Annotated in this window: 22 protein-coding genes; 11 read left to right on the top strand and 11 right to left on the bottom strand. The window is 71.0% G+C overall.

The window, feature by feature from the left end; translation table 11 throughout:
- Positions 1-138: 138 nt before the first annotated feature.
- The gene (locus ADK65_RS01440) at positions 139-951 is read right to left on the bottom strand and encodes a PaaX family transcriptional regulator C-terminal domain-containing protein (protein WP_053667902.1); all 813 of its coding nucleotides are present in this window, start codon (positions 949-951) and stop codon (positions 139-141) included.
- A 15-nt stretch (positions 952-966) separates the two neighbouring features.
- The gene (locus tag ADK65_RS01435; RefSeq protein WP_053667901.1) at positions 967-2,577 is read right to left on the bottom strand and encodes an AMP-binding protein; all 1,611 of its coding nucleotides are present in this window, start codon (positions 2,575-2,577) and stop codon (positions 967-969) included.
- A gap of 127 nt (positions 2,578-2,704) precedes the next feature.
- Here ADK65_RS01435 and ADK65_RS39050 point away from each other — a divergent pair, with 127 nt between their 5' ends.
- Both ADK65_RS39050 and ADK65_RS01425 read left to right on the top strand, forming a co-directional pair.
- On the top strand, positions 2,705-4,135 hold the full coding sequence (locus ADK65_RS39050) for an acyl-CoA dehydrogenase family protein (protein ID WP_053668009.1): 1,431 nt from the start codon (positions 2,705-2,707) through the stop codon (positions 4,133-4,135).
- A complete protein-coding gene (locus ADK65_RS01425; RefSeq protein ID WP_053667900.1) occupies positions 4,132-4,530 on the top strand; it encodes a RidA family protein in 399 nt (132 codons plus the stop codon). Before ADK65_RS39050 ends, ADK65_RS01425 begins: the two co-directional genes overlap by 4 nt.
- Before the next feature lie 34 nt (positions 4,531-4,564).
- Here ADK65_RS01425 and ADK65_RS01420 read toward each other — a convergent pair whose 3' ends face one another.
- Positions 4,565-4,765 carry a DUF5999 family protein gene (locus tag ADK65_RS01420; protein WP_033308433.1) on the bottom strand — a complete coding sequence of 67 codons (201 nt, stop codon included), beginning with the start codon at positions 4,763-4,765 and terminating at the stop codon, positions 4,565-4,567.
- A 245-nt stretch (positions 4,766-5,010) separates the two neighbouring features.
- Between ADK65_RS01420 and ADK65_RS01415 the strand changes: the two genes are divergently transcribed.
- On the top strand, positions 5,011-5,451 hold the full coding sequence (locus tag ADK65_RS01415; RefSeq protein ID WP_053667899.1) for a DUF6299 family protein: 441 nt from the start codon (positions 5,011-5,013) through the stop codon (positions 5,449-5,451).
- Between the two features lie 124 nt (positions 5,452-5,575).
- Here ADK65_RS01415 and ADK65_RS01410 read toward each other — a convergent pair whose 3' ends face one another.
- From ADK65_RS01410 to ADK65_RS01390, 5 genes are all read right to left on the bottom strand, one after another.
- Positions 5,576-5,875, bottom strand: coding sequence for a hypothetical protein (locus ADK65_RS01410; protein WP_053667898.1), 300 nt, complete (start codon positions 5,873-5,875; stop codon positions 5,576-5,578).
- 146 nt (positions 5,876-6,021) lie between these two features.
- A complete protein-coding gene (locus ADK65_RS01405; RefSeq protein WP_053667897.1) occupies positions 6,022-6,783 on the bottom strand; it encodes a class I SAM-dependent methyltransferase in 762 nt (253 codons plus the stop codon).
- A gap of 90 nt (positions 6,784-6,873) precedes the next feature.
- Positions 6,874-8,070, bottom strand: coding sequence for an aminotransferase class V-fold PLP-dependent enzyme (locus tag ADK65_RS01400; protein WP_053667896.1), 1,197 nt, complete (start codon positions 8,068-8,070; stop codon positions 6,874-6,876).
- Positions 8,071-8,075: 5 nt separating this feature from the next.
- Complete coding sequence (locus ADK65_RS01395; protein WP_053667895.1) at positions 8,076-9,395, bottom strand: pyridoxal-phosphate dependent enzyme; 1,320 nt, start codon at positions 9,393-9,395, stop codon at positions 8,076-8,078.
- Positions 9,392-10,885 carry an alanine racemase gene (locus ADK65_RS01390; RefSeq protein ID WP_053667894.1) on the bottom strand — a complete coding sequence of 498 codons (1,494 nt, stop codon included), beginning with the start codon at positions 10,883-10,885 and terminating at the stop codon, positions 9,392-9,394. The genes ADK65_RS01395 and ADK65_RS01390 overlap by 4 nt, the downstream gene beginning before the upstream one ends.
- Positions 10,886-11,181: 296 nt before the next feature.
- Here ADK65_RS01390 and ADK65_RS01385 point away from each other — a divergent pair, with 296 nt between their 5' ends.
- Both ADK65_RS01385 and ADK65_RS01380 read left to right on the top strand, forming a co-directional pair.
- Positions 11,182-12,267 (top strand): class I mannose-6-phosphate isomerase, encoded by a 1,086-nt coding sequence (locus ADK65_RS01385; protein ID WP_053667893.1) that lies wholly within the window; start codon positions 11,182-11,184, stop codon positions 12,265-12,267.
- Positions 12,268-12,382: 115 nt separating this feature from the next.
- A complete protein-coding gene (locus tag ADK65_RS01380) occupies positions 12,383-13,015 on the top strand; it encodes a hypothetical protein (protein WP_199825547.1) in 633 nt (210 codons plus the stop codon).
- A gap of 5 nt (positions 13,016-13,020) precedes the next feature.
- Here ADK65_RS01380 and ADK65_RS01375 read toward each other — a convergent pair whose 3' ends face one another.
- Positions 13,021-13,566, bottom strand: coding sequence for a DUF488 family protein (locus tag ADK65_RS01375; RefSeq protein ID WP_053667892.1), 546 nt, complete (start codon positions 13,564-13,566; stop codon positions 13,021-13,023).
- 463 nt (positions 13,567-14,029) lie between these two features.
- Here ADK65_RS01375 and ADK65_RS01370 point away from each other — a divergent pair, with 463 nt between their 5' ends.
- The 5 genes from ADK65_RS01370 (at position 14,030) to ADK65_RS01350 (ending at position 21,028) form a co-directional block, all read left to right on the top strand.
- Positions 14,030-14,545: a hypothetical protein gene (locus tag ADK65_RS01370; protein WP_063787978.1), complete on the top strand. Its 516-nt coding sequence runs from the start codon at positions 14,030-14,032 to the stop codon at positions 14,543-14,545.
- 12 nt (positions 14,546-14,557) lie between these two features.
- Positions 14,558-15,565, top strand: coding sequence for a hypothetical protein (locus tag ADK65_RS01365; RefSeq protein ID WP_053667890.1), 1,008 nt, complete (start codon positions 14,558-14,560; stop codon positions 15,563-15,565).
- A gap of 227 nt (positions 15,566-15,792) precedes the next feature.
- A complete protein-coding gene (locus tag ADK65_RS01360; protein ID WP_159038698.1) occupies positions 15,793-16,056 on the top strand; it encodes a hypothetical protein in 264 nt (87 codons plus the stop codon).
- A 287-nt stretch (positions 16,057-16,343) separates the two neighbouring features.
- Entirely contained in the window at positions 16,344-20,615 is a 4,272-nt protein-coding gene (locus tag ADK65_RS38390; RefSeq protein WP_053667888.1) for a hypothetical protein, read from the top strand.
- 119 nt (positions 20,616-20,734) lie between these two features.
- A complete protein-coding gene (locus tag ADK65_RS01350; protein ID WP_159038697.1) occupies positions 20,735-21,028 on the top strand; it encodes a hypothetical protein in 294 nt (97 codons plus the stop codon).
- 40 nt (positions 21,029-21,068) lie between these two features.
- Here the strand turns inward: ADK65_RS01350 and ADK65_RS01345 are convergent, their stop codons facing one another.
- Positions 21,069-22,598 carry a helix-turn-helix domain-containing protein gene (locus ADK65_RS01345; protein ID WP_053667886.1) on the bottom strand — a complete coding sequence of 510 codons (1,530 nt, stop codon included), beginning with the start codon at positions 22,596-22,598 and terminating at the stop codon, positions 21,069-21,071.
- Between the two features lie 84 nt (positions 22,599-22,682).
- Positions 22,683-22,883, bottom strand: a complete 201-nt coding sequence (locus tag ADK65_RS01340) for a DUF4236 domain-containing protein (protein WP_053667885.1) — start codon at positions 22,881-22,883, stop codon at positions 22,683-22,685.
- A 284-nt stretch (positions 22,884-23,167) separates the two neighbouring features.
- On the opposite strand from ADK65_RS01340, the gene acnA reads away from it, so the two are divergent.
- Positions 23,168-25,885 (top strand): aconitate hydratase AcnA, encoded by a 2,718-nt coding sequence (gene acnA, locus ADK65_RS01335; RefSeq protein ID WP_053667884.1) that lies wholly within the window; start codon positions 23,168-23,170, stop codon positions 25,883-25,885.
- Positions 25,886-25,901: the final 16 nt, after the last annotated feature.

The following is a 25,901-nucleotide window of genomic DNA, read 5'->3' as shown; positions in this document are numbered from 1 at the left end:
CGGGCGCCCGCCGTGCCCGGTGGTGTGGTGACGGTCATGCCTCGGCCCGCCTCCCGCTCCGTGCTCCGTCCGCTCGCGGACATCGTTGACCGTTCCGTGACGGGGCAAACCCGGCGAACCGGGCGGTGCCCGCGTGGGTCAGAGCCCCACGAACCCCGCCCCGGCGTCCCGCAGCCGCTCGTGCAGCCCCCGGAACACGGCCGCCGAGCGGACCCCCGGCCAGTCGGCGGGCAGCAGCTCGGACGGCAGGCCCGGGTCGGTGTACGGGAGGTGGCGCCAGGAGTCCAGCGCGAGGAGGTAGTCCCGGTAGGCCTCCTCGGCGGGGGTGTCCTCGCGCTTCTCCCAGTCGCGCAGCACGCGCGCGTGGCGGTCGAGGAACGCCTCGTGCTCCTTGGCGATGGCCGCCAGGTCCCACCACCGGGCGACGGCCTCCGCGGTCGGGGCGAACCCGAGGTGGTCACCGCGGAAGAAGTCGACGTACCCGTCGAGCCGCAGCCGCTGGAGCGTGTGCCGGGTCTCCTCGTACAGCCGGGCCGGCGCGATCCACACCCCCGGGGCGGCGGTGCCGAAGCCGAGCCCGGCCAGCCGGGAACGCAGCACGTGCCGCTTCTGCCGCTCCGACTCCGGCACCGAGAACACCGCGAGCACCCAGCCCTCGTCCTCGGGCGGGGCCGAGGCGTAGATGCGGCGGTCGCCGTCGTCGAGCAGCTGGCGCGCGTCCGGGGACAGTTCGTAACCGGCCGCGCCCTGGGCGGTGCGGGCCGGAACGAGCAGTCCGCGTCTCTTCAGCCGCGACACTGAGGAGCGTACGGACGGGGCGTCCACGCCGGCCGCGGCCAGCAGCCGGATGAGCTCGGCCACCGGCACGGGGCCCGGCACGAAGCGGCCGTACGCGCCGTAGAGCGTGACGATGAGAGACCGTGGTGCATGCTGGTCGGACACGTTGATCATCTTAGGTCGTACGGATCATTCGCGGTCGCGTTCCGGTACCCCGGGGGCGCGCAGTCTGAACCGCTGGAGTTTGCCGGTGGGAGTGCGCGGGAGCGCGTCCAGGAAGACGATCTCACGCGGGCACTTGTACGGCGCGAGCTCGCCCTTCACGAAGGCGCGCAGCGCCTCGGCGTCGTGTTCCGCGCCCTCCTTGAGGACGGTGAAGGCCAGCACGACCTGTCCGCGGGCCTCGTCGGGCCGGCCCACGACCGCCGCCTCGACCACGTCCGGGTGCCGCAGCAACGCCTCCTCCACCTCGGGGCCGGCGATGTTGTAGCCGGCGGAGATGATCATGTCGTCGGCGCGGGCGACGTAGCGGAAGTAGCCGTCGGGATCGCGGACGTAGGTGTCGCCGGTGACGTTCCAGCCGCCGCGCACGTAGTCCCGCTGCCGCGGGTCGGCGAGGTAGCGGCAGCCGACCGGCCCGCGCACGGCGAGCAGCCCCGGCTGCCCGTCGGGCACGGGATCGCCGTCCTCGTCCTGCACGCGCGCGTGCCAGCCCGGAACCGGAACGCCCGTGGTCCCGGGCCGGATCCGGTCGTCGGCCGCGGAGATGAAGATGTGCAGCAGCTCGGTGGCGCCGATGCCGTTGATGACGCGCAGGCCCGTGCGCTCGTGCCAGGCCTGCCAGGTCGCCGCGGGCAGGTTCTCGCCGGCCGAGACGCAGCGGCGCAGCGACGAGAGGTCGTGCCCGTCGAGCTCGTCGAGCATCGCGCGGTACGCCGTCGGGGCGGTGAACAGCACGGAGACCCGGTGCCGGGCGATGGCGGGCAGCAGTTGCCGGGGCCCGGCCTGTTCGAGCAGCAGCGCGCTCGCCCCGGCCCGCAGCGGGAAGACCACCAGCCCGCCGAGGCCGAAGGTGAAGCCCAGCGGGGGACTGCCCGTGAACACGTCGTCGGGCACGGGCTTCAGGACGTGCCGCGAGAAGGTGTCGGCGATCGCCAGGACGTCCCGGTGGACGTGCAGACAGCCCTTGGGGCGGCCGGTGGTGCCGGAGGTGAAGGCGATCAGCGCCACGTCGTCGGCCGCGGTCGCGACGGCCTCGTACGGGGTGCCGGGGGCGGGGCGCTTCAAAAGGTCGTCCGGGGCGTCGCCGCCGTAGGTCGTGATCCGCAGGCCGGGGACCTCGGCCTTGGCGAGGTCGTCGACGGCCCGGATGTCGCACAGGGCGTGCCGCGCGCGGGCGATCTCGCACATCGTGCTCAGCTCGTGCGGGCGCTGCTGGGCCAGCACCGTGACCGCCACGGCCCCCGCCTTCAGCACCGCCAGCCAGCACGCCGCGAGCCAGGGGGTGGTGGGGCCGCGCAGCAGCACCCGGTTGCCGGGGACGACACCGAGTTCGCCGGTGAGCAGATGGGCGATGCGGTCCACCCGGGCGCGCAGGTCGCCGTACGTCCACGGCTCGCCGGTGCCGGTGAGGAACGCCGGGCGCTCGTCGGGCGGGCCGTTCAGCAGCTCGGCGGCGCAGTTGAGCCGTTCGGGGTAGTGCAGCTCCGGCAAGTCGAAGCGGAGCTCGGGCCATTGGTCCGGGGGTGGGAGGTGGTCCCGGGCGAAGGTGTCGACGTGGGCCGTGCCCCGTGGATTCATACGGTTCGCCCCCTTGGCGTGGTGGGCTCGCCTCTGGAGCGTATCGTGTTGGTGACGGCAGTCAACGGTCCGCGATAACCTCGGAGTGGCCCCGCCGGAACGCAGGGTGGCGGAGAAGGGACCGGCGATGACCGCATTCTCACTCGAACCGTCACAACTCGCCTGGTGCGCCGAACTGCGTGCCCTGGCCGCGGAGCGGCTCCGCCCGTCGGCCGACAAGGGTGAACCGGGGCGGGTGAACCGCGCCCTGGTGGCCGAGCTGGGCAGCCTCGGCCTGCTCGGACGGCTGTTCACCTCGGGCGCGCTCGACCTGTGCCTGATGCGCGAGTCCCTGGCCTACGCCTGCACGGAAGCCGAGACGGCCCTGGCCCTCCAGGGCCTCGGCGCCCATCCCGTCCACGCCTGCGGCACACAGGCCCAACGCGACCGCTGGCTCCCCCGGGTGACCGCCGGCACGGCGATCGCGGCCTTCGCCCTGAGCGAGCCCGGCGCGGGATCGGACGCGGTGGCGCTGCAACTCCGGGCGGAGGCGGACACGGACCTATGGGCCGGCAGGTCGTCGGACGCGGCGGGGCGGGCGCTGCGGGTGGGAGAGACGGGCGGGGATCGGGAGGGCGGCCGGTCGTCGGACGTGGTGGCGGGCGCGCAACGGGCTCAGATGGACGCCGGACTGCGGGCCGGTCCTGCGCCGGACGCGGCAGGGCGGGCGGACGCGCAGGCCGACCCGCGGGACGACCCCGCGTCGCAGGCGTCGGCGCGGGCGCTGCGGCCGGGCGCGCGAGCTGCCTCGCGGGACGGCCGCGGCTCGGAGGGCACCGCGCTCACCGCCGCCCCCGACGGCCCCGCCCGCTGGCGGCTCACCGGTGAGAAGTGCTGGATCTCCAACGCCCCCGAGGCCGACTTCTACACCGTCTTCGCCCGCACCACCCCGGGCGCCGGGGCCCGGGGGGTCACCGCCTTCCTCGTGCCCGCCGACCGCCCGGGCCTGACCGGCCGCGGTCTCGACATGCTCTCGCCGCACCCGATCGGCGCACTCGACTTCGACGCCGTGCCGGTGACCGCCGACGACGTGCTCGGCGAGCCCGACCGCGGCTTCCGCGTCGCCATGGGAACGCTCAACCTGTTCCGCCCCAGCGTCGGCGCGTTCGCCGTCGGCATGGCGCAGGCGGCCCTCGACGCGACGCTCGCCCACACCGCCGGGCGGGACGCCTTCGGAGGCAGGCTGAAGGACCTGCAAGCCGTCGCGCACCAGGTCGCCGAGATGGCCCTGCGCACGGAGGCGGCCCGGCTGATGGTCCACGCGTCGGCGTCGGCGTACGACGCGGGCGCCCCCGACGTGCCCCGGCGCTCCGCCATGGCGAAACTGCTCGCCACCGAAACCGCGCAGTACGTCGTCGACGCGGCCGTCCAGCTGCACGGCGCCCGGGCCCTGCAACGGGGCCATCTGCTCGAACACCTCTACCGCGAGGTGCGCGCCCCGCGCATCTACGAAGGGGCGAGCGAGGTGCAACGCGGCATCATCGCCAAGGACTTGTACGCCCGTCAGGAGGCCCGGTGAGCACCGAGCGCGTCAACCCGCCCGAGCTGTCCCCGCCGGCCGGCTTCTCCCACGCCGTGGTGGCCTCCGGGTCACGGGTGGTGTTCCTGGCCGGCCAGACCGCCCTCGACGCCGACGGCAAGGTCACCGGCCGCACCCTGCCCGAGCAGTTCGAAAGGGCCCTCGCCAACCTGCTGACCGCCCTCACCGCGGCCGGCGGCACCCCCTCGGACCTGGCCAGGGTCACCGTCTACGCCACGGACGTCGAGGCGTACCGCGCGCACGCCCGCGAACTCGGCCGCCTGTGGCGTGAGATGGCCGGACGCGACTATCCCGCCATGGCGGTCGTCCAGGTCGTCCGGCTGTGGGACGCGGAGGCGATGGTGGAGCTGGACGGCTTCGCGGTCCTGCCGTAGCGACACCGCCGTGCCGCCGTGAAGGGGCCTCGGGTCAGGCCGCGACGGCCAGTCCCTGCGCCGTCACCCGGCGGGGCTGCACCACGCGCCCGTCGGGGAGCAGTTCGCCGGTGTCGTCGAAGACGACCGTCCCGTCGCACAGCAGGCTCCAGCCCTGCTCGGGACGGGCCGCCACGACGTGCGCGGCGGGGGAGGGGGAGTCGGTCGCGGGGCACTGGGGCTGGTGGGCACACATGGCGCACCTCCACGTCGGTAGGGCCATCCGAAGGATTCGTATGACGCGTACAGACAGACCATCCTCCCGTCCCGGGCGCGGTGGAACGGCCCGGCGGGAAGCGTGACACGCCCCGTACATTCCCAGGACGGTTCCACGACGGCCGGTTCCCACTCGCCACCGAAGGGTGAGCATGACGGGCGCCCGGGCCGTGGGACCGGTACGAGTGGAAGCCCCGATTCCATGCTTCCCCGGAGGTTTCCCTCATGCGTGTACGTTCCCTCCTCGGCGCGGCCGCCGGTGCCGCGCTGCTCCTGCTCACGGGCGCGGGCGCGGCGCCCGCCACCGCGTCCGCCCTCGCCCCCACCGGATCCGTCACGGTCGACGCCGTGGGCCGGATCACCGCCGACGGCACCATCACCCTGTCCGGCACCTACCGCTGCTCCGGCTCCAGCGGCCCGGTCTTCGTCAGCTCCTCCGTGAGCCAGGGCTCCTCCACGACCCGTTACGGCATCGGCGGCACCCGGGCCGTGTGCGACGGCGCCGAGCACCGCTGGGTGAACTCGGGCCGGGTCGGGTCCGGCGCGCTTGCGGCCGGTCCGGCCCACGTCGAGGCCACCGTGGTGGAACTGCGCAGCTTCGGCGGCCTGCCGCTGCCCGTCTTCCACGCGGTCGACAACCAGGACATCACCCTGACCCGGAGCTGAGCACGGCGGTGGACGGAACCGGTGAGCGCCCCGGGTTCACGGGGCCTCACCGGTTCAAGAGCCAAGCGACACAGAGCAGTCGTTCATGGCGCATGTGACAACGATCTGCATGCCGGTCAGCGGCTCAGTGGTCGTCCCAGTGGCCCTCATGGGCGGCGTGGCGGTGGCCGTCGTGCACGTAGTCGGTGTGGTCGCCGTGCCGTACGGCCAGATGGCCGCAGGCGTCGCCGTGCTCGTGATCGTGGTTGCGGTGCACCGTGTGGCCGGCGTTGGCGCACTCGTCGGCGTGACCCTCGTGCATCCGGTGGATGTGGCCGTCGTGGGCGTAGTCGGTGTGGTCGCCGTGGGTGAAGGCGAGATGACCGCAGTCGTCGCCGTGGGTGTGGGCGTGGTTGTCGTGGGGGGCGTGCTCGGCGGTGGTCATGGGGGCTCCTCGCGTGTGCGCGTGGCCGCTCGCGGCGCTTCCGCCGAGACCGGCATGGGAGGTCGGCAGAGAGCGGTCTCCGCATGAAGTGTCGGAGCGCCCGCCCGCCGCCGCACCCCGTGTGGGGCGCGCGGGTGAACACGCGGCTAGCGCACCGCCACGACCACGCAGCTGTCGCCGTACTGCCACACCGGTCCGGCCTGGTCGAAGCCGGCCCGCCGGAGCAGTTCCAGGTGGGCGGGGAGCGGGAGTTCGGCGGGGCGGCCGGTGTCGGGTGCGGCGCGGCGGCGGCGCTCCGCGAGCAGGTCGGTCAGCTCCGGGTCGTCGCCGGCAGCCGCCCACCAGGAGCTCCAGTCCTCGTGGGCGAACACGCGCTGCCGCTCGGCGCGGCACCGCCCCACGTGGGCGGCGATCCCGGCCGGGCCCGTCTCGCCCTGGGGGAAGTGGTCGCCGTTGACGAGGACGCCCCCGGGGCGCAGCAGCACGGCGAGCTGCCGGTAGGTCGCCAGCAGGGTGTCGCGGTCGAGATAGTGCAGGGCCGTGGTGGAGACCGCCGCGTCCAGGGGCCGGTCCAGATCCAGGGCCCACGTCCAGCCGGGCGCGCCGATCTCGGCGTCGACGTAGCGGGCCGCGTCCGGGTGGTGGGTGCGGCCCAGCTCCAGCAGGAGGGGGTCCCGGTCGACGGCCACGATCTCCGCGTCCGGCAGCCGCCGGATCAGCCGGGCCGCGAGGGAGCCGGGCCCGCAGCCGAGGTCCACGACGAGGGGTGGAGCCGCGCACCCGGCCGTGGCGTGCTCGACGACGTCGGCGATCACCGTGAACCGCTCCTCGCGGTCGACGGCGTACCGCTGCTGCTGGAGCTCCCAGCGCTCCACCCATCGCTCCGCCGTCGCCAGACTCAGCCCCATCCGGTCGCGCCACCTCGCCGTATCGCACCTGACTCCTGCCGGTCAGAGCCTACAGGTGGAAACGGTTCCCATTACGCATAGTCGGCCATGTCAGGGGAGTGAGGCGAGAACCGACAGCAGCCGGTCGATCTCCTCCGCGGTGTTGTACACGTGCAGACTCACCCGCACCGAACCGGTCTTCTCGCCCGCGTCGCCCTGGCAGTGATGGTCCGAGCGGACCATGAACCCGTGGCTGAACAGGATGAACCCCAGGTCGCCCGAGTCGATGGCGCGGTGCCGCAGGGTCACGATGCCCCGGCGGCGCTGCACGGTCGTGCCGGCCGCCAGGCTGAGCGGGCAGCCGAGGATCTCGTAGGCGTCCAGCCGGCGCAGCCCCTCCGTGAGGCGGGTCGCGAGATCGGCCGTCCAGCGCTCGATCCGGTCGACACCGGCCGCGTCCAGCCAGTCCAGGGCCGCTTCGAGCGAGGCGATGCCCACGGTGTTCGGTGTGCCGCTCCAGCCCCCGGGCGCGAACGCCGGCCCCCGCGCCTGCCGGGCCCACACCGCCCCGGAACCGGGCAGGGCCAGCGCCTTGTGGCCCGAGAACACGACGAAGTCCACGTCCAGTTCGGCCACGGAGACGGGCAGATGGCCGACGCTTTGCGCGGCGTCCAGGCAGATGACCGCGTCCGGGCCGACGGCCTCGCGGATGCGCTGGACGTTCATGTCGCCGCCGTAGACGTGGTGCACATGGGTGGTGGCGACGAACCGGGTGCGCGGGCCCGCCCGTTCGGCCAGGGCGCGGTGGTCGTAGTCCCCGGAGCCGCTCTGGTACGGCATCGGCACCACCCGCACGTGCACGCCCTCGCGAGCGAGCAGCCGCTGGGCCTCCAGCCACGGCACGATGTTCGCCTGGTGGTCGGCGTCCGGGACGACGATCTCGTCGCCGTCGCGCAGGAAACCCGGCAGCCAGTCGCGGGCGATGGTCCGCAGCCCCTCGGTGGTGCCGGAGGTGAAGTGGACGGCGGAGCGCTCCGGCCGCGCGTCCCCGAGGAACCGGGCGACGCGCTCACGGGTCCGCTCGACGAGCTCCGTGGTCCGGTTGGCCCAGGTGTAGGTGCCACGCGCGGAGTTGGCGTTGGACGTCGTCAGGTACCTCTGCACGGCGTCCAGCACGGCCTGCGGCTTCTGCGCCGTGGCCGCGCTGTCCAGGTACGCCAGCTCCGGATGCCCGGTGACGATGGGGAACTGCGCGCGCAGCGCCCGCTGCCACGGGCGCGGATCCTCGCGGGTGAGCGGTGCGGTCATGCCGGTCAGTCCCGCACCAGGGGCGCACCCGCGTCCCGCCAGGCGATGACGCCACCGGCCAGGCTGCGCACGTCGGGGTGGCCCATCCGGGTCAGCAGTGCCGCGTAGCGCGCCGACTGCTCACCGACCGGACAGGCCAGCAGTACCGACTGCCGCTTGCTGAACGGCAGGCCGCCCCGGACCAGTTCGGCGAACAGCTCGTCGACGATGTTGACAGACCCGTCGATGTGCAGCGCCGCATACGCGTACGGGCTGCGCAGGTCCACCACGAGCGGCCGGTCGCTGTCGATCCAGCGCCGGGCGTCGGCCACGGTGACCGACGGTGCCCCGGCGACCTCGGCGTCGGACAGGTCGGCGGGCGAGTTCTTCCGGGGCGGCCGGCCCAGCAGATCGGGGCGCCGCTGCCGGACGTAGCTCATATAGCTCTCCACCCGGTCGCAGACGATGAAGACGGCCGTCCGCCGCTCCTCCGACTCCTCGTCCAGCGCCCGCAGATGACGGACCGCGCCGAAGTAGGCCGCCCCTCCGGTGGGCCCGCCGAGGATGCCGCAACGGCGGTTCAGCGTCAGCATCCCCTCGATCGCCTCGTCCGCGCCGACCGACTCCAGGGTGTCGTACGTGTCCGGGTCGAACAGGCCGACCTCCTGCACCTCGTCGATGGTGCGGATTCCCGGGATGAAGTCGGACTTGGCAGCCACGAGCCCGACCACCCGCACCGACGGGTCCTCCTCGCGCAGGGCTCGGGCGACGCCCGTGGAGGAACCGGCGGTGCCCACGCAGGCGACGAACCAGTCCGGGACCCGGCCGTCCAGGTCCTTGACGATCTCCGGCCCCGTGCCGGTGAGATGGGCCTCGGTGTTGCGCGGGTTGAAGTACTGGTCGGTGTGCAGACAGGCGCTCCCGGAGGCGGACAGTGCGCGGTGGAACAGGGTCAGCGGATCGTCCGTGGCGGTCGGGTCCAGGCACTCGCTCTGCCCGGGCAGCTCCTCGATCTCCGCGCCGAGCAGCAGAAGGAGGTCCTTGATCTCCGGCACCCGCATCCGGTTGGTGACGCTTCTGAAGCCCAGGCCGTGCATGCCCGCGATGACCGCGAGGGCCTTGGCCGTGTTGCCGCTGGACAGCTCGACCACCTGGCTGCCCTGTTGGACCGCCTCCGCCAGCAGGGGCCCCGCCATGCTCCAGGCGGCCCGGTCCTTGACCGAGCCGAACGGGTTGAGCATCTCCAGCTTGGCGTACAGGTCGATGTTCCGAAGGCCGTGCACGGCCGGGTCTATCCGCACCAGAGGGGTGTTGCCTATCGCCTCGGTGATGCTGTCGTACTTCACTGGGCTCCCCCCGAGGGCGTGATCGGCCAGAACTGGTCGTCCAGGCACCAGCGCCAGGCGTCGCCGTCCTGCCAGGCCGCGACCTTGCGGGCGGCGGGCTGGTGCTGGGCGCGCGTGGCGTGGAAGTCCATGGCGTAGCCCGCGGTGTTGGCGAAGGCCAGCAGGTCGCCGCGTTCCGGGCGACGCGGCAGGAACACCGTGCGCCGGGTGATCAGGTCGCTCTCCAGACAGAGGCTGCCGAAGAGGTGCACGGCGACGGGCCCCCCGCCCGGCCCGGCTCCGCCGCGGGGGAGGACGACCGGGTCCATCAGCACGCCGTGGTCCTCCAGGGCGATGTCGTCCGCCTTCGCCGCCAGGCGTACGAGCAGGGGCCCTTCGGCCTCCCGGCCGCGGACCTCCAGGACCCGTGCCAGCGACAGGCCGCACTGGTCCAGCAGAGCCCGGCCGGGCTCGGTGTACAGGTCGTAGAGGTGCTCCAGCAGCAGCGCGGCCAGCGGGCGCCCGCCGAGTGCGGCGGCGGGCTGGGCCAGCAGCTCCTCCAGGTAGGCGGCGCCGGCGACGGGCCGGTGGGCCGGGTAGAGGCCGAGCGTGCCGCGCAGAGTGCCCGACTCGTCGCGCAGCCCGTAGCCGTGCCCGCCCCACGTCAGCGGCGGACGCCGGCCCAGCACGGCCGCGGTGAGCCCGCTCGTGTACGCCTCCCACTGCTCCCGCTCGGCGAGATAGCCGACGCCGAACCCGCCGCCGATGTCCACGGCCCGCGGTCGCAGCCCCCGGCTCCGGCACGTCTCCAGCGCGGCCAGACACCCTTCGAGGGCGGTCGCCTTCTCCGTGACGCTCGTCGTGTCCAGATGGAAGGCCACCCCTGCCGGTTCGACGGCGTCGGCATGCCGCTCGACCGCCTCCAGCAGCGACTCCAACTCCGCTACGGGAGTGCCGAAGCGGCTGCGCCGGCTCAGCACCTTCACCCCGGAGGTCTCGAATCCCGACAGCCGCAGCAGTACCCGCACCGGCGCGAGCGCGTGCTTGCGCACCAGGGCGGCGAGCCGGTCGAGTTCGGCGGCGCCGTCGACGCCGACCGTGACGCCCGCACGGGCCGCCAGCCACAGGAACTCGGGGTTCTTCGGACCCGTGGCCATGATCCGGCCGGCGTCGAACCCGGCACCCAGCGCGTGCTGCAACTCGTCCAGCGACGCCACGTCCACGCCCGCGTCCGTCGCGGCGAGCCGCCGCAGCAGCGCACTGGACCGGTTGGCCTTGTGGGCGTAGAAGACCTGCCCCGGCAGATGGTGCGCCCGGTACACCGAGCGGAACCGCTCCAGGTTCTCGACGATCTGGTCCGGCACCACGACGTGCAGAGGTGAGCCCAGCGCGTCGACGAGCGAGTGCAGCGTGTCGTGCGCCGCCATGAGCGACCTCAGCCGGGGCTCCAGCCGCGGTTCGAGGTACAAGGGTTCCGGCTGCGGTCCGACGTGCAAGGGCCGGCCGTCCATGCGCGCTCCCTCCCCTGAAGCCGCAGCACCCGGCATCCGGGCACGTCGGACACTCCTCGCGTATCGCCGTATGACCCCTATCCATTCTTCGGTCGCTTTACGCCCTGTAAGGCCCGGGCCCGGGCCTCCGGTCGGTGTGAAGCGGATCACGGGCGGGGCAGCGGCGCGCGCCGGGCGCGAGGTGGCGGCATCCGCGGTCCGAGGCCCGTCACGGGCATCGGGTGCCGCACGCGTGTGCCTCTCGCCCCGGGGGTACTCCGGGCCGGGAACGGCAACCGACCCGCCCGAGGAGGGACGTGGACTGGCATCCGCTGCGGCTCACCACCCCCGTCAAGCAGCACGCCTTCGGCGGCCGGGCCATCGCCCGGCGGCTGGGCCGCACTGGGCTGCCCGACGGGCCGGTCGCCGAGACCTGGGAGGTCAGCGACGTCGGGGGCGATGCCTCGATCGTCCTCGACGGTCCCCTCGCCGGGAGCACCCTGCGGCAGATCATGGCCGGACACCCGGTCGAACTGCTCGGTCCACGGCTCCCGCCCGGGCCGCGTTTCCCGCTGCTCACCAAGTTCATCGACGGCCGCGGGGCGCTTCCTGTACATCTGCACGCAGACGACACCACGGCCCGCCGTCTGGAGGGCGAACCCCACGGCAAGACGGAGGCCTGGCACGTCCTGGACGCCGCACCGGGAGCCACCGCCCTGGTCGGCGTCCGCGCCGGCGTGGACCGCGACACCCTGCACCGGGCGCTGCTGGCCCAGGACTTCGACGCGGTCATGCGCCGCCTGCCGCTCCGCGCCGGGCAGACCGTCTTCGTCCCCGGCGGCACTCTGCACAGCTTCGGCCCGGACACCCTCGTGTACGAGATCGAGCAGACGTCCGACATCCAGCAGCACGCCATGCGCCACCGCATGGAGGACGGCTCGCCCGTCCCCGACCACGAGTGGCACGCCAACCTGGACCGCCTGCTCGACGAGTGGCGTCCCGGTCCCCGACCGGAGTTCCACTCCGGCCTGAGTGTGCGCCAGGACGACGGTGTCGTACGCACCGTGCTCTGCGCCGGCCCGCACTTCGCCCTCGAACGCTGGTCCGCCGGCGCGGCGACGCCCCTGTCGTACCGCTTCTCCACCGTGCGGATCCTCACCAACGCCGGCGCCCCGGTCACCGTCACCGCCGGCCCCTGGACCGGCCTCCTGGACCGCGCCCGAACCCTCCTGCTGCCCGCCGTCCTCGGCGAGGTCCGCATCCAGGGCCCGGCCGACGTCCTGATCGGCTACGTGCCCGACCTGGAGCACGACATCCGTACCCCTCTCCTCGCCGCCGGCCACGGCCCCGCCGCCGTCGCCGCGCTCGGGGAGGGGCTCGGCCCGCGTGTAGCGGAGCGGTGACAATCGGAACGGATCCGTGGCAGGCCCACAGGGCAACGGTCGCGGCGGGTGGCGGGTCATACGGGGGGCAAGGGCAAAGGCCCGCGCATCCGGCCGGGAAAGCCGGGGGAAACCGATGGGGGAGACCATGAAGATCCGTAACCGAGGCATCCGTACCACCGTGGCCGCGCTGGCAGCCGTCGCCGGTGTCGCCGCGGCCGCCGTGCCGGCCGTCGCGGCCACCGCACCGGCCTCCGACACGCCCCGGTTCCTGGAGCCGGCCGAGCTGCCGCCGCACCCGGCCTCTCCCTGGTACGCGGGGCCGGTCACCGCCGGCCAGCCCGACCCGCTGCCGATGTGCGTGGGCGACGCGCTGCCGTCCATCACCACGCACCGGGAGTACTGGACGGAGTACGACACGAACGCCCAGCAGCTCACGGTCGAGGGGCGCAGCGAGCAGTGGGCGAAGGACTTCGCGGCGCTGCTGCGCAAGGACCTCGCCGGCTGTGCGAAGAAGCTGATGCAGCAGGACCCCGACATCACGGCGACGCAGAAGTACTACGGCAAGCTGAACGTCGAGGAGGGCGCCGACGTCTACGGCATCCACACCGTCTCCGCCTGGGGCTCCTCCGACATCAACCTCTTCTCGGTCGGCCGCGACGGCGCGACCGTGACGGTCGTCCGCTGGGGCCAGATGGGCAACTTCCAGCACGCCCAGGTGGCGGACTTCAAGGCGACGACGGTGACGGCGGTGAACAAGCTGTACTGACGGGCTCAGCCCCGGGGCGGCTCGGTGGGGGCGTCGTACACGAGGAGCCCGTCGTCGCGCAGACGGGCTCCCGGTGTCGGCGCATGCGCACTCAGCCGCCCGTCGTGCATGAGGTGCCGGGCGGGGACGCCGCGGGCCAGCACCGCGAAGTCGGCGATGAGACGGCGGTGACAGCGCCACCAGACCGCCTCGCTGCACATCACGGCGGTTCGTGCGCCAGCCGCCTCCCGCAGCAGCCGGTCCATCGCGGTCACGAACTCGGGGGAGCGGGTGTGGGCGGCGTACCCGCGGAAGGACTCGTTGCGCCAGACGACGTCCGGGCTGTCCGCGGGCAGCGGGCGGAACCCGCCGAGGCCGGGTTCCCACCGGTAGGCGATGCCGGCCGCCGGCATCCACTCGGCGAGCCGCTCCCGCAGCAGATCGGGGTTGCGGCGGCTCCCGGGAGCGGTCCGCACGTCGACGACGGCGGACACACCGGCATCACGCAGCAGCTCGCCGATCCGGTCCCGGCCGGCGGTGCTGTGCCCGAAGGTCACCAGGAGCGCGTCCACAGGGGCGGACTATCCCGTTACGGCGGGGCCCACACCTGAGGGCGCGCTCCTGCCGTGTCCCGGAGGCGACAGCAGGCGCTGTGACCTGCGACGCTCCGCCGGTCAGAGCATCCGACCCGCGCGAATGCGCCTTCCGGTCGTCTCGCGGGCACGCCCCTCCACGCGGCGGCAGGTCCCAGGAAAGGCGCCTGCGGCCGGGTCGCTCCCCGGCGGACTCGACGGCGGTGCCGCATTCGCTGAGGGCGCCCTCGCCGAGCGCACAAAAAGGACGCCGATTCCTGTTCACGCCGCACCCGAACCGAACTCTTGGCAATTGCTCATCAAGTTCTTGTGCCTCCCTTTACATAGGAGGGTGATAGCTTCTCGCCCGTCCGCGGATATCGCACTGCGAAAAAGGCATGTGTACACCGCAACTGACACTGTGTCACCGACGCCGGCGTGGCGTTGGTGGGGGGAGGGGCTCATGACAGTCAAATCTGCCCGCAGCAAGCTGGCTGCGGCTGGAACGGTCCTTGCCGCGGGTGCGTCGCTCTTGTTCGGCGCCGCACCCGCCCAGGCGGCCACCTACAACGTCACCGACAACTGCGACGTTCCGTGGATCACCTGCTCGTACGGTGATTTGTGGCTGTTCTACAACTCGAAGGACATCGCCATCCAGGACGGCTACTACAAGTCGGCGTTCACGACGTTCTACGGCAACGTGTCCGACCACTGGGGCACAAGCCAGTACGAGGGTTCGTCGCTGTCGACCTACCGGTACGTCTTCGGCAACGGCGGCTATGGAAACGGCCAGTACATGAAGAACAACGCGGCGTCCGTTCAGAACTGCGCCGAAGACGACAACTACCGCGTCTACTACAACTCCGGCTACGGCGGCACCTCTCAGTACTTCGCGAAGAACGGGCCTTACGGAGACTGCAACATCACCGACCTGATCTCCGCCCTGAAGAACAACAACGCCTCCTCCCACTTCGCGTAAGAAGGAACTTCCGTGCAGAACACCAAGCGGACCGCCACCGCCGTAGCCCTGGCCGCTTCAGCTCTCCTGGTCAGCGCCTGCTCCGCCGTCACGAGTGCGCACACCACGCAGAACACGGCTGACGGCAGACCGATCGTGAACAAGGAGAACTGGCCCGAAAAGGTTCCCACCCGTGGCCTGACGAAAGGTCTGACCCTCCCGCTGGAGGCGTACATGGACTCCTACGAGGACCAGGTCGCCGTGGAGCAGGCCGCCGATGATCTTCAGCAGTCCTGTATGAAGGACTACGGCATCGACCTGACGCTGCCGCGAGCAGGCGCCAACCCGCCCCCCAGCGACAACGATGCCAACATCGAACGCCGTTACGGCATCACCGACCGGGCCGATGCCGAGAAGTACGGCTACGAGCTCCCCCCGGCGCTGCAGGAGCACACCACGCAGCCCATGCGTGATCTGTCCGATGCCGAGGTCGAGGTCCTGACCGGCCACACCAAGCCCGAACCGCCGCACACGGTCAAGGCGGGAGAGCCGGTCGCCGCGCCGAACCAGGGCACGAAGCCGGCTCGGGCGGAGTACAACGGGAAGAGGCTGAAGACGGGCGGCTGCGTCGGATGGTCCAAGGAGCAGCTCGGCGTGCAGGGAGCCGACCCGACCTTCGTGGCGCAGCTCGCCGGTGACAGCCTGGAACAGTCCCTGAAGGACGACAAGGTCGTCAAGGCCGTCGCCGCCTGGTCCTCATGCATGGACGGCAAGGGGCACTCAGGGCTCGCCGACCCTTACAAGGCCATGGACCAAGGGGTCACCGACGACGGGAAACCGACGCAGGAGTCCATCGCGCTGGCGGTCGACGACATCGACTGCAAGACGCAGACGGACCTGGTGAAGATCTGGTTCGGCGTGGAGTCGGCCATCCAGAACAAGCAGATCACCGACAACAAGAGCCGGCTGACCGGCATCAAGGAGCAGCACGACAGGGAAGTCGCCGCCGCGAGCAAGCAGATGGCGGATTCCGCCCGGTGAGAGCCGGTGCAGTGGCGCCCGGACCGTGGCTGACCCGGGCTCTGTACCTGACAGCGGCATGCCTGCTGGCCACCGGATGTACGGACGGCGCCGCCGACAAGGCCCCCGTGTCGCGGCGGCCGGTGACTCCGGGCGCTGAGCGGAGCAGTCCGCAGGCACGTCCCTCGCCTGTTCCGTCGGTGCACTCCGAAGGCCGTACGCGTGTCCTGGTGTACGGAGATCTGACCGTGCGCGCCACACCGGAGAACAGCGGTGTGCGTACCGAGATCGAGGTGGCCAACACCTACGAGCGGCGTGCGACGTACTCGGTCCAGATCAGCATTGCCGACGGTGCGGGCTGGACCGCGTACAACCGGTTCTGGCTTCAGGACGTTCCTCCGGGAAAAACCGGGCGGGATGACGCGCTGATCGGCTCGAAAGACATGGGTCCGGTTCCGCAGGTACCGAAGATCTACGTCGATGAGTTCACTCCCGTCGTCGATCGGAAGTAGGAAGCCGGCGGGACGCCCGACCGGGGTCGTCGGTCGAGTGCTGCGCGTGGGCGAGCCGGCCGTCCCCACTCACATAAGAACCGGGAAAGCAGGGGATTTGCGTCTTGAGACCTCGACGAAGAATTCACAGACCTTTGATCGTCATAGCGGCGTGCACCGCGTTGGGAAGTGGCCTGCTGAGCTCGGCCCCCGCATTCGGCACGCCGGGCGGCGCAGCCGGCGCGAAAACGAAGTCCGGTCACAACCTCTGGTCGGATATCCCTTCTTCCAAGGATTCCGCGCCCGCGTTGTCCTCCGGCCGGATCAAGGATCCGGGCAAGAAGCTCGGCAAGGGGTGGAACACTTCCCGGGACCGGGCGGTGACGGCCGCCGCGGACGCGGACGGCCTGCACATCCTGGTCGCCGACTCGAAGAACGCGTACGCGTGGAAGACCGCGGCGATCCTGGCAGAGCCGGGCCTGCCGGCCGATTCCTGGATCGGCAACCAGTGCCTGATGGACCGTGACCACGCTGCCGTCGTCTACGCGCCGCGTACGTTCACGAACAAACCCGACCTGTTCCAGGGCGGAGCCTTCACGGCCGTCGTCAACACCAGCACGGGCTCGGTCACCAAACTCGGCTTCACCGCGTCGCTCGCCTACTTCGACCCCACGTGCAACACCTCAGCGCACACGGCGGCGTTCACCACCTACCGGGACATGAACGACCCGGCCAGGACGAAGAGCCGCGTGGTCACCGTGGACACGGCGGGCAGGCAGCTGACCCAGGCGTCGGTGAAGGGCGAGGTCACCTCGGCCGCGCCGGTCACCGGCGGGGCCGTCGGCGCACTGGGCCGCAACCTGGTCCGCCTCGGCGACACGGGCAAGAGCACGTCGGGCAGGACGACGAAGGTGACGTCCGCGGACGCGGTCGCCTTCGACATCCGGCCGCTGGACGCGGACGGCAGGAGGATCGCCTTCGTCGAACGCGGCACGAAGAAGCACACGGCGAAGATCTGGCGCGGTCACGGCAAGGCGGCCACGGTGGCCTCCGGCAGGCCCGGTGCACTCGACCTGGCCGCAGGCGGGCCCGGCAAGGCGTATCTGACGGGCAGGCTGTCCGGTGCCGTGCACACCCGGGGCACGGGCATCACCCGGCTCGATGTGCCGGCCGGCACCGATGTGTCCACGCAGGGCCGACTCGCCGTCGACCCGGTCCTCACCCCCGGCATGAAGGCGGGGCTCGACCGCATCCAGAAGGCCGGACGAGGTTTCACCAAGGCCGGACAGAACAAGGCGGCGCCGGGCACGGACACGCCGGCCGTTTCGCCGAAGACGCTGGCGAAGACGGAGCCGACCACCATCACCGCCACCGCCGCCACCACGGGCACCGCGGTGACCCAGAAGGTGGCGCCGCAGGCCGCCGCGGGCACCGAGAAGCCCTCGCCCGCCCTGGGCACGGGCAGCAAGCCGGTCACGGAGAACGCACCGGCGGGCCTGCAGACACAGTTGGAGCGCACGGCGCTCGCCACCACGACGACGGCCACCGACCCGGCACACGACCCGACCGACCCGGACCGCTGGTGCTCGGTCTCCCGCAACGATGTGGGTGCACAGGCGCTGCAGCCGACGCCGAACCAGGTCGAGTGGGCCGTGGACATGGCCGTGCGCGGTGATCTGACCTCCGGTTACATCCGGCAGGGCGGCTACCGCGACCAGGCGGGCCTGGGGACGGTCGACCCGCAGGGCCTCTTCCCGAAGCCGACGCTGAACGGCGCCGCCGGTGCCCGGATCCCGGTCAACGTCATGCTCGGCATCCTGGCGCAGGAGTCGAACCTGTGGCAGGCCGAGTCCGGCGCCATCCCCGGCCAGATGGGCAGCCCGCTGGCGGCTGTGGACGGCTACTACGGCCACCAGAGCGGCGGCACGCTCGCCGACTACTGGAAGATCCACTGGGACAAGTCCGACTGCGGCTACGGAGTGGGCCAGGTCACCGACGGCATGCGGATGGCCGGGCACGAGAAGGACAACGAGACATCTCTGTCCCCGGGGAAGCAGAAGATCGTCGCCGTCGACTACGCGAGCAACATCGCAGCGTCGATGAAGATCCTCGCCGACAAGTGGAACGAGGTGCACACCGCCGGCCAGACGGTCACCGTCAACAACGACGACCCGGCCAAGGTGGAGAACTGGTTCACCGCCGCCTGGAACTACAACCTGGGCTTCAACGCCCCCGGCGCTCCCGGCACCCCCTGGGGTCTCGGCTGGTACAACAACCCCGCCAACCCGGTGTACAAGAACGACAAACCGTTCATGGACACGACGGTCGACCCGGACGCCAACCACGACGCGGCACATCCGCAGGACTGGCCGTACGAGGAGAAGGTGATGGGCTGGGCCGCCTGGTCCATAGACACCGGCTTCTCCTACGCCACCTCGGGCCGCCAGGACTGGGCGGGCGAGGCAGGCTTCTCCTCGGCGGGCTTCCGCCCCGCCTGGTGGATCAACGACGTCCAGCGCTCCCTGGTCTCCCCGCCCAAAAGCACCTTCTGCAACGTCCACAACGGCTGCGACCCGGCCAGCCCGCCGGACTGCCCGGATGCCGCCTGCTACGCGCAGTACTGGTGGAACCAGTCGAACGCGACCTGGAAGGACGACTGCGCCACCACCTGCGGCAACGAGAACATCAAGTACCAGACGCTGATCTCCGAGCCGGGCCGCGGCTACCGTCTCAAGAACGGCACCCCCGTGTGCAGCGGCGCCCCGTCCGGCTCCACCGTCGTCGCCTCCGTACCCGACGGCACACCGACCTGGAGCGACTGCGGCGCGATACAGTCCGCCGGCACCTTCCGCTTCACGTTCTACGCGGACGCCGACCAGCACTACGAGGCCAAGGCGGACCTGCACCAGATCGGCGGCGGCTACGGCGGCCACTTCTGGTACACGCACACCCGCAACGACGCCCATCTGGGCGGTACGACCTCCGGCCCGATGACGATCCGCGGCACGTGGATCCCCGACGGCACCTTCGACCTCGCCAAGGTCTACGTGCACGTACCGGACACCGGGGCGCAGACGAAGCAGGCGCATTACAGCGTCTCCGGCGTGGCGGGCGGCACCCGCGACGTGGTCGTCGACCAGGACGACAACAGCAACACGTGGGTGTCGCTCGGCGCGTACAAATTCACCGGCACCCCCAGCGTGACGCTGGTGAACTACGCCGACGACGGGAACGCCGACCAGGACGTCGCCTACGGCGCCGTCGCCTTCCAGCCGGTGCAGGGCTCGTACGTCTCGGACACCGTCGAGGCGGACGCGTTCTTCGACGAGGACCAGAACATCGACGTCCGCCCCGAGTCGAGCCTCTTCAACACCCCGCTGAAGTCGCGTCAGGCCCTGCACGACTGGGCGCTGGACGTCTCGGGGAAGATCATCGCCCTGCCTACCTGCATCGACACGGTGGGCTCCCCGACCTGCGTCAAGCCGGAGACCAAGGCCGCCGCCCAGCGGTGGCACGACGAGGTGACACAGGCCGGCACCAGCACCACCGATCACCCCGACGGCTCCAGCGTCCCCGCCTGGATGCACTTCGCCAACCCGTACACCAAGCGGCCCACGTCCGACAGCAGACCGGACTGGTTCGGCACGGACGACGGCGCGTACAAGATGTACAACAAGGCCACCGTCTCGTACGTGAAGACCGACGACGGGAAGATCATCCAGGGCAGCGAGAGCGTGTCCTACGACGACCGCACCGCCGACACACACATCCCGGACTTCGTGCGGGAGTTCTTCGCCGCGCTCCAGACGGACTACGGCATCACACCGCCGGACCTGGACTACACCACGACGAACCTGAACGTCCACGACGGAAGGACGACCACCACCGCGACCGACAGCAACGGCATCCTGCCCGGACGCGCGTACAAGTCGATCGGCGTGAAGCCCGTGATCACCGACAACGACGACAACGTGGTCACGGACGCCGGCGGCACCTGTGTCGCGGTGATGCACACCGCGGGCGGCTCGATCGGCTATCGCAGCGCCCTGGCGGACAAGGGGCTCACCGACAGCGTGCAGGACTGGGTGAACCGGGTCTCGAGCGACACCGGCTCGTCCGACAATCCCATGGCGCTGATGTCCCAGGAGATCCGGAACATGTTCTTCAAGCCGGGCGTCACCGGGTCGATCTTCGGCGAGGCCCCGCCGATCTGGCAGGAGCTGGACTTCAAGAGCTGTGCCGACGGCACCCTCAAGCAGGTCAGCGGTGCCTCGATCCTGCGCTCCAGCTACATGCCGAACCAGTACCTGTACCGCAACGACAAGGCCATCGACCTGAGCGGTGCCTTCACCGGCTCCAGCGCGCCGATCACGACGGGCGACTTCTACCACTTCAGTGGTCCGGCCTCCCCGCCGGGCACGGACGACCCGTACGCGAACTGCACCATGTCCGGCGGCCATTCCGGCAACCCGTGGGACATCGTGGTCTACGCGCCCGACCCGAACCCGGGCATCGACCCGGACACGGCGCACTTCTGCAACGCGCCGGACAAGACGCCCGACGCCCCGTACACGCGGTAGTCGCGCGACAGGACTGAGCCTGGTCGCCCATGGCGTCCATGCAGAGGCTCGATAAAGTGACGGTGGCCCCCGAGGCAGGGGGCCACCCCTCCTTGCGAGAGACGAGCGAGGTGCCCGCCATGGCCGCCGCAGTACTGCTCATAGGCTTCGCCATGTTCTTCTTCGCCCCGGTCGTCCCGTGGCTGCTGTTCCCGATGCGCCGCCGGGCAGGGGCCGCCGCCGCGACGGCATGGGGGGCGGCGCTCCTCATCCTGACCACGGTCGTCTGGGACGGGGCGTTCCTCGCGCCGGCGCTCCTGACCGCCTTCTCGTGCTGTGTCCGCCTCGTGCTCGAGGCCCTCGGCACCCTGGAGGAACCCCGTGCCCGGCGCCGCGCCCGCCACGCGGAACGCCAGGGGGCGCGTGTCGCTTGACACCCCAGCGGGCCGGACGGGGGTCGGCGGCATCCGCTCGTCAGATGTCCCGAAACGTCTCGATCTGCGCCCCCACCGAGTTCAGCCGCTCCGCCAGCTCCTCGTAACCCCGGTTGATGACGTACACGTTGCGCAGCACCGACGTGCCCTCGGCCGCCATCATCGCCAGCAGGACGACCACCGCGGGGCGCAGGGCCGGCGGGCACATCATCTCGGCGGCGCGCCAGCGCGTCGGGCCCTCGACCAGGACGCGGTGGGGGTCCAGGAGCTGGAGCCTGCCGCCGAGGCGGTTGAGGTCGGTCAGGTAGATCGCCCGGTTGTCGTAGACCCAGTCGTGGATGAGGGTCTTGCCCTGGGCGACCGCCGCGATGGCCGCGAAGAACGGGACGTTGTCGATGTTCAGGCCCGGGAACGGCATGGGGTGGATCTTGTCGATCGGCGCCTCCAGCTTGGAGGGCCGGACGGTGAGGTCCACCAGCCGGGTGCGCCCGTTGTCGGCGAAGTATTCGGGCGTGCGGTCGTGGTCGAGGCCCATCTCCTCCAGGACCGCGAGCTCGATCTCCAGGAACTCGATGGGCACGCGCCGGACCGTCAGCTGCGACTCCGTCACCACGGCCGCGGCCACCAGGCTCATCGCCTCGACCGGGTCCTCGGAGGGGGAGTAGTCGACGTCGACGTCGATGGTGGGCACGCCGTGCACGGTGAGCGTGGTCGTGCCGATGCCGTCGACCTTGACGCCGAGGGCCTCCAGGAAGAAGCAGAGGTCCTGGACCATGTAGTTGGAGGAGGCGTTGCGGATGACGGTGGTGCCGTCGTGCCGGGCGGCCGCGAGCAGGGCGTTCTCGGTGACCGTGTCGCCGCGTTCGGTCAGGACGATCGGGCGGTCCGGACTGACCGCGCGGTCGACCCGGGCGTGGTACTGGCCCTCGGTGGCGGCGATGTCCAGGCCGAAGCGGCGCAGCGCGATCATGTGCGGCTCGATCGTGCGGGTGCCGAGGTCGCAGCCGCCGGCGTAGGGCAGCTTGAAGGCGTCCACGCGGTGCAGCAGCGGGCCGAGGAACATGATGATGGAGCGGGTGCGGCGGGCCGCGTCCGCATCGATCGCCGCCAGGTTCAGCTCGGCCGGCGGCACGATCTCCAGGTCGACGCCGTCGTTGATCCACCGCGTGCGCACGCCGATGGAGCTCAGCACCTCGAGGAGGCGGTACACCTCCTCGATGCGGGCGACGCGGCGCAGCACCGTGCGCCCCTCGTTGAGCAGGGAGGCGCACAGCAGTGCCACGCACGCGTTCTTGCTCGTCTTCACGTCGATGGCACCGGACAGCCGGCGCCCGCCGACCACCCGCAGGTGCATCGGACCGGCGTAGCCGAGCGACACGATCTCGCTGTCGAGGGCCTCCCCGATGCGCGCGATCATCTCAAGGCTGATGTTCTGGTTGCCGCGCTCGATCCGGTTGACGGCACTCTGGCTGGTGCCCAGCGCCTCGGCCAGTTGCGACTGTGTCCAGCCACGGTGCTGCCTGGCGTCACGGATGAGCTTGCCGATGCGTTCGAGATAGTCGTCTGCCATGAGGCTGAGGTTATCTCAGATATGAGATGCGGCCCGACCGGGGGGTCCGAACGGGTGACGGGATGTCAACCCCGCCCGGCGCGCTCAGTGTCGACGTGTCCTCGTGGTGCGCCGCCATCCGAAGGGTCCGGGCAGATCCATCGAGGTCGTGCGGCGTCCTGTACTGCTGCGGGTGTAACGGGGGCCGTTCTTTCCGCCGCCGGTGGTGATCGACCAGGAGCGCTTGTTGATGTTCAGTCGCACCCCCGGAAGGATCCGGAAACTCTTGCGGAACGTGAGCGGCATGCCTGTCTCCTCTCCGTCATGCGTGGATACCCGGTCCGTCGTGTGCGGACCTCGTTCGGATACCCGGGAAAAGTGGGCGCATGACCGTGCGAGGGGCGCCGGGGCATGACCATCCGGCGCTCGTGTACTAGAGTTATCTCGACATCGAGATATCTGCCGAGAGAGCACCGCAAGCCGCCACCCTCGGTAAGGCATACCTAACTTAGCCTTACCTTAGCGGATCGGCCGAGATGCCGTGGCGGCAGGATCGTGGTGGTACGCGCACATCAATGAAGGAGACTGTCGTGTCGGCGAACAGCTTCGACGCCCGCAGCACGCTGCAGGTGGGCGACGAGTCGTACGAGATCTTCCGGCTGGACAAGGTGGAGGGCTCGGCCCGCCTTCCCTACAGCCTCAAGGTCCTGCTGGAGAACCTGCTCCGCACCGAGGACGGCGCGAACATCACCGCCGACCACATCCGTGCCCTCGGCGGATGGGACTCGCAGGCCCAGCCCAGCCAGGAGATCCAGTTCACGCCGGCCCGCGTGATCATGCAGGACTTCACCGGCGTTCCCTGTGTCGTGGACCTCGCGACCATGCGTGAGGCCGTCAAGGAGCTGGGCGGCGACCCGGCGAAGATCAACCCGCTGGCGCCGGCCGAGCTGGTCATCGACCACTCCGTCATCGCCGACAAGTTCGGCACCAACGACGCCTTCAAGCAGAACGTCGACCTGGAGTACGGCCGCAACAAGGAGCGCTACCAGTTCCTGCGCTGGGGCCAGACCGCCTTCGACGAGTTCAAGGTCGTCCCGCCCGGCACCGGCATCGTCCACCAGGTGAACATCGAGCACCTGGCCCGGGTCGTCATGGTCCGCGAGGGCAAGGCCTACCCGGACACCCTGGTCGGCACCGACTCGCACACCACCATGGTCAACGGCCTCGGCGTCCTCGGCTGGGGCGTCGGCGGCATCGAGGCCGAGGCCGCCATGCTCGGCCAGCCGGTCTCCATGCTCATCCCGCGCGTCGTCGGCTTCAAGCTCACCGGTGAGCTGCGGCCCGGCACCACCGCCACCGACCTCGTGCTGACCATCACCGAGATGCTGCGCAAGCACGGCGTCGTCGGCAAGTTCGTCGAGTTCTACGGCGAGGGCGTCGCCGCCACCTCGCTGGCCAACCGCGCCACCATCGGCAACATGTCGCCGGAGTTCGGCTCCACCGCCGCGATCTTCCCGATCGACGACGAGACCATCAACTACATGCGGCTCACCGGCCGCAGCGAGCAGCAGCTCGCCCTGGTCGAGGCGTACGCCAAGGAGCAGGGCCTCTGGCTCGACCCGGCCGCCGAGCCCGACTTCTCCGAGAAGCTCGAGCTCGACCTGTCGACCGTCGTGCCGTCCATCGCCGGCCCGAAGCGCCCGCAGGACCGCATCGTCCTCGCGAACGCCGCCGAGCAGTTCGCGCAGGACGTGCGCAACTACGTCAACGACGAGTACGAGGCCAGCAAGGAGTCCTTCCCCGGCTCCGACGCGCCCTCGACGATCCCGAACGGCACCCCGTCCAACCCGGTCACCGTGACCGCCCCCGACGGCACGTCGTACGAGATCGACCACGGCGCGGTGACGGTCGCGGCCATCACCTCCTGCACCAACACCTCCAACCCGTACGTCATGGTCGCCGCCGCGCTGGTGGCCAAGAAGGCGGTGGAGAAGGGCCTGACCCGCAAGCCCTGGGTCAAGACCACCCTCGCCCCGGGCTCCAAGGTCGTCACCGACTACTTCGAGAAGGCGGGCCTGACCCCCTACCTCGACAAGGTCGGCTTCAACCTCGTCGGCTACGGCTGCACCACCTGCATCGGCAACTCCGGCCCGCTGCCGGAGGAGGTCTCCAAGGCCGTCAACGACCACGACCTCGCGGTCACCTCGGTCCTCTCCGGCAACCGGAACTTCGAGGGCCGGATCAACCCCGACGTCAAGATGAACTACCTGGCGTCCCCGCCGCTGGTCGTGGCCTACGCGCTCGCCGGCTCCATGAAGGTGGACATCACCAAGGACGCCCTGGGCACCGACCAGGACGGCAACCCGGTCTTCCTGAAGGACATCTGGCCCTCCGAGGCCGAGGTGAACGACGTCGTCGCCAACGCCATCGGCGAGGACATGTTCTCCAAGTCCTACAGCGACGTCTTCGCGGGCGACGCCCAGTGGCAGGCGCTGCCCATCCCGACCGGCAACACCTTCGAGTGGGACGCCGAGTCCACCTACGTGCGCAAGCCCCCGTACTTCGAGGGCATGGCCCACGAGCCGGCCCCGGTCGAGAACATCTCCGGCGCCCGGGTGCTCGCCAAGCTGGGCGACTCGGTCACCACCGACCACATCTCCCCGGCCGGCGCCATCAAGGCCGACACCCCGGCCGGCCAGTACCTCACGGAGCACGGCGTCGAGCGCCGCGACTTCAACAGCTACGGCTCGCGCCGCGGCAACCACGAGGTCATGATCCGCGGCACGTTCGCCAACATCCGCCTGCGCAACCAGATCGCGCCGGGCACCGAGGGCGGCTACACCCGCGACTTCACCCAGGACGGCGGCCCCGTCTCCTTCATCTACGACGCCTCGCGCAACTACATCGAGCAGGGCATCCCGCTCGTCGTGCTCGCGGGCAAGGAGTACGGTTCCGGCTCGTCCCGTGACTGGGCCGCCAAGGGCACCGCGCTCCTGGGCGTCAAGGCCGTCATCGCCGAGTCCTACGAGCGCATCCACCGCTCGAACCTCATCGGCATGGGCGTCCTGCCGCTGCAGTTCCCGGAGGGCCAGACCGCCGCGTCCCTCGGCCTCACCGGTGAGGAGACCTTCGACTTCACCGGCGTCGAGGAGCTCAACAACGGCACCACCCCGCGCACGGTGAAGGTCACCACCGACACCGGCGTCGAGTTCGACGCGGTCGTCCGCATCGACACCCCCGGCGAAGCGGACTACTACCGCAACGGCGGCATCATGCAGTATGTGCTGCGCAGCCTGATCCGCAAGTAAGCGGACCACCACGGCA

The sequence above is a fragment of the Streptomyces sp. NRRL B-1140 genome (assembly GCF_001280065.1).
Taxonomy (GTDB): Bacteria; Actinomycetota; Actinomycetes; order Streptomycetales; family Streptomycetaceae; genus Streptomyces.
Note: the sequence above shows the minus strand (reverse complement) of the source record. Positions and strands in the feature narration are given on the sequence as shown.

Bases quoted from the DNA above. Each gene is read 5' to 3' on its own strand.
- ADK65_RS01440 (WP_053667902.1), bottom strand. From the start codon at position 951: ATGATCAACGTGTCCGACCAGCATGCACCACGGTCTCTCATCGTCACG.
- ADK65_RS01435 (WP_053667901.1), bottom strand. From the start codon at position 2,577: ATGAATCCACGGGGCACGGCCCACGTCGACACCTTCGCCCGGGACCAC.
- ADK65_RS39050 (WP_053668009.1), top strand. From the start codon at position 2,705: ATGACCGCATTCTCACTCGAACCGTCACAACTCGCCTGGTGCGCCGAA.
- ADK65_RS01420 (WP_033308433.1), bottom strand. From the start codon at position 4,765: ATGTGTGCCCACCAGCCCCAGTGCCCCGCGACCGACTCCCCCTCCCCC.
- ADK65_RS01415 (WP_053667899.1), top strand. From the start codon at position 5,011: ATGCGTGTACGTTCCCTCCTCGGCGCGGCCGCCGGTGCCGCGCTGCTC.
- ADK65_RS01410 (WP_053667898.1), bottom strand. From the start codon at position 5,875: ATGACCACCGCCGAGCACGCCCCCCACGACAACCACGCCCACACCCAC.
- ADK65_RS01405 (WP_053667897.1), bottom strand. From the start codon at position 6,783: ATGGGGCTGAGTCTGGCGACGGCGGAGCGATGGGTGGAGCGCTGGGAG.
- ADK65_RS01400 (WP_053667896.1), bottom strand. From the start codon at position 8,070: ATGACCGCACCGCTCACCCGCGAGGATCCGCGCCCGTGGCAGCGGGCG.
- ADK65_RS01390 (WP_053667894.1), bottom strand. From the start codon at position 10,885: ATGGACGGCCGGCCCTTGCACGTCGGACCGCAGCCGGAACCCTTGTAC.
- ADK65_RS01380 (WP_199825547.1), top strand. From the start codon at position 12,383: ATGGGGGAGACCATGAAGATCCGTAACCGAGGCATCCGTACCACCGTG.
- ADK65_RS01370 (WP_063787978.1), top strand. From the start codon at position 14,030: ATGACAGTCAAATCTGCCCGCAGCAAGCTGGCTGCGGCTGGAACGGTC.
- ADK65_RS01350 (WP_159038697.1), top strand. From the start codon at position 20,735: ATGGCCGCCGCAGTACTGCTCATAGGCTTCGCCATGTTCTTCTTCGCC.
- ADK65_RS01345 (WP_053667886.1), bottom strand. From the start codon at position 22,598: ATGGCAGACGACTATCTCGAACGCATCGGCAAGCTCATCCGTGACGCC.
- ADK65_RS01340 (WP_053667885.1), bottom strand. From the start codon at position 22,883: ATGCCGCTCACGTTCCGCAAGAGTTTCCGGATCCTTCCGGGGGTGCGA.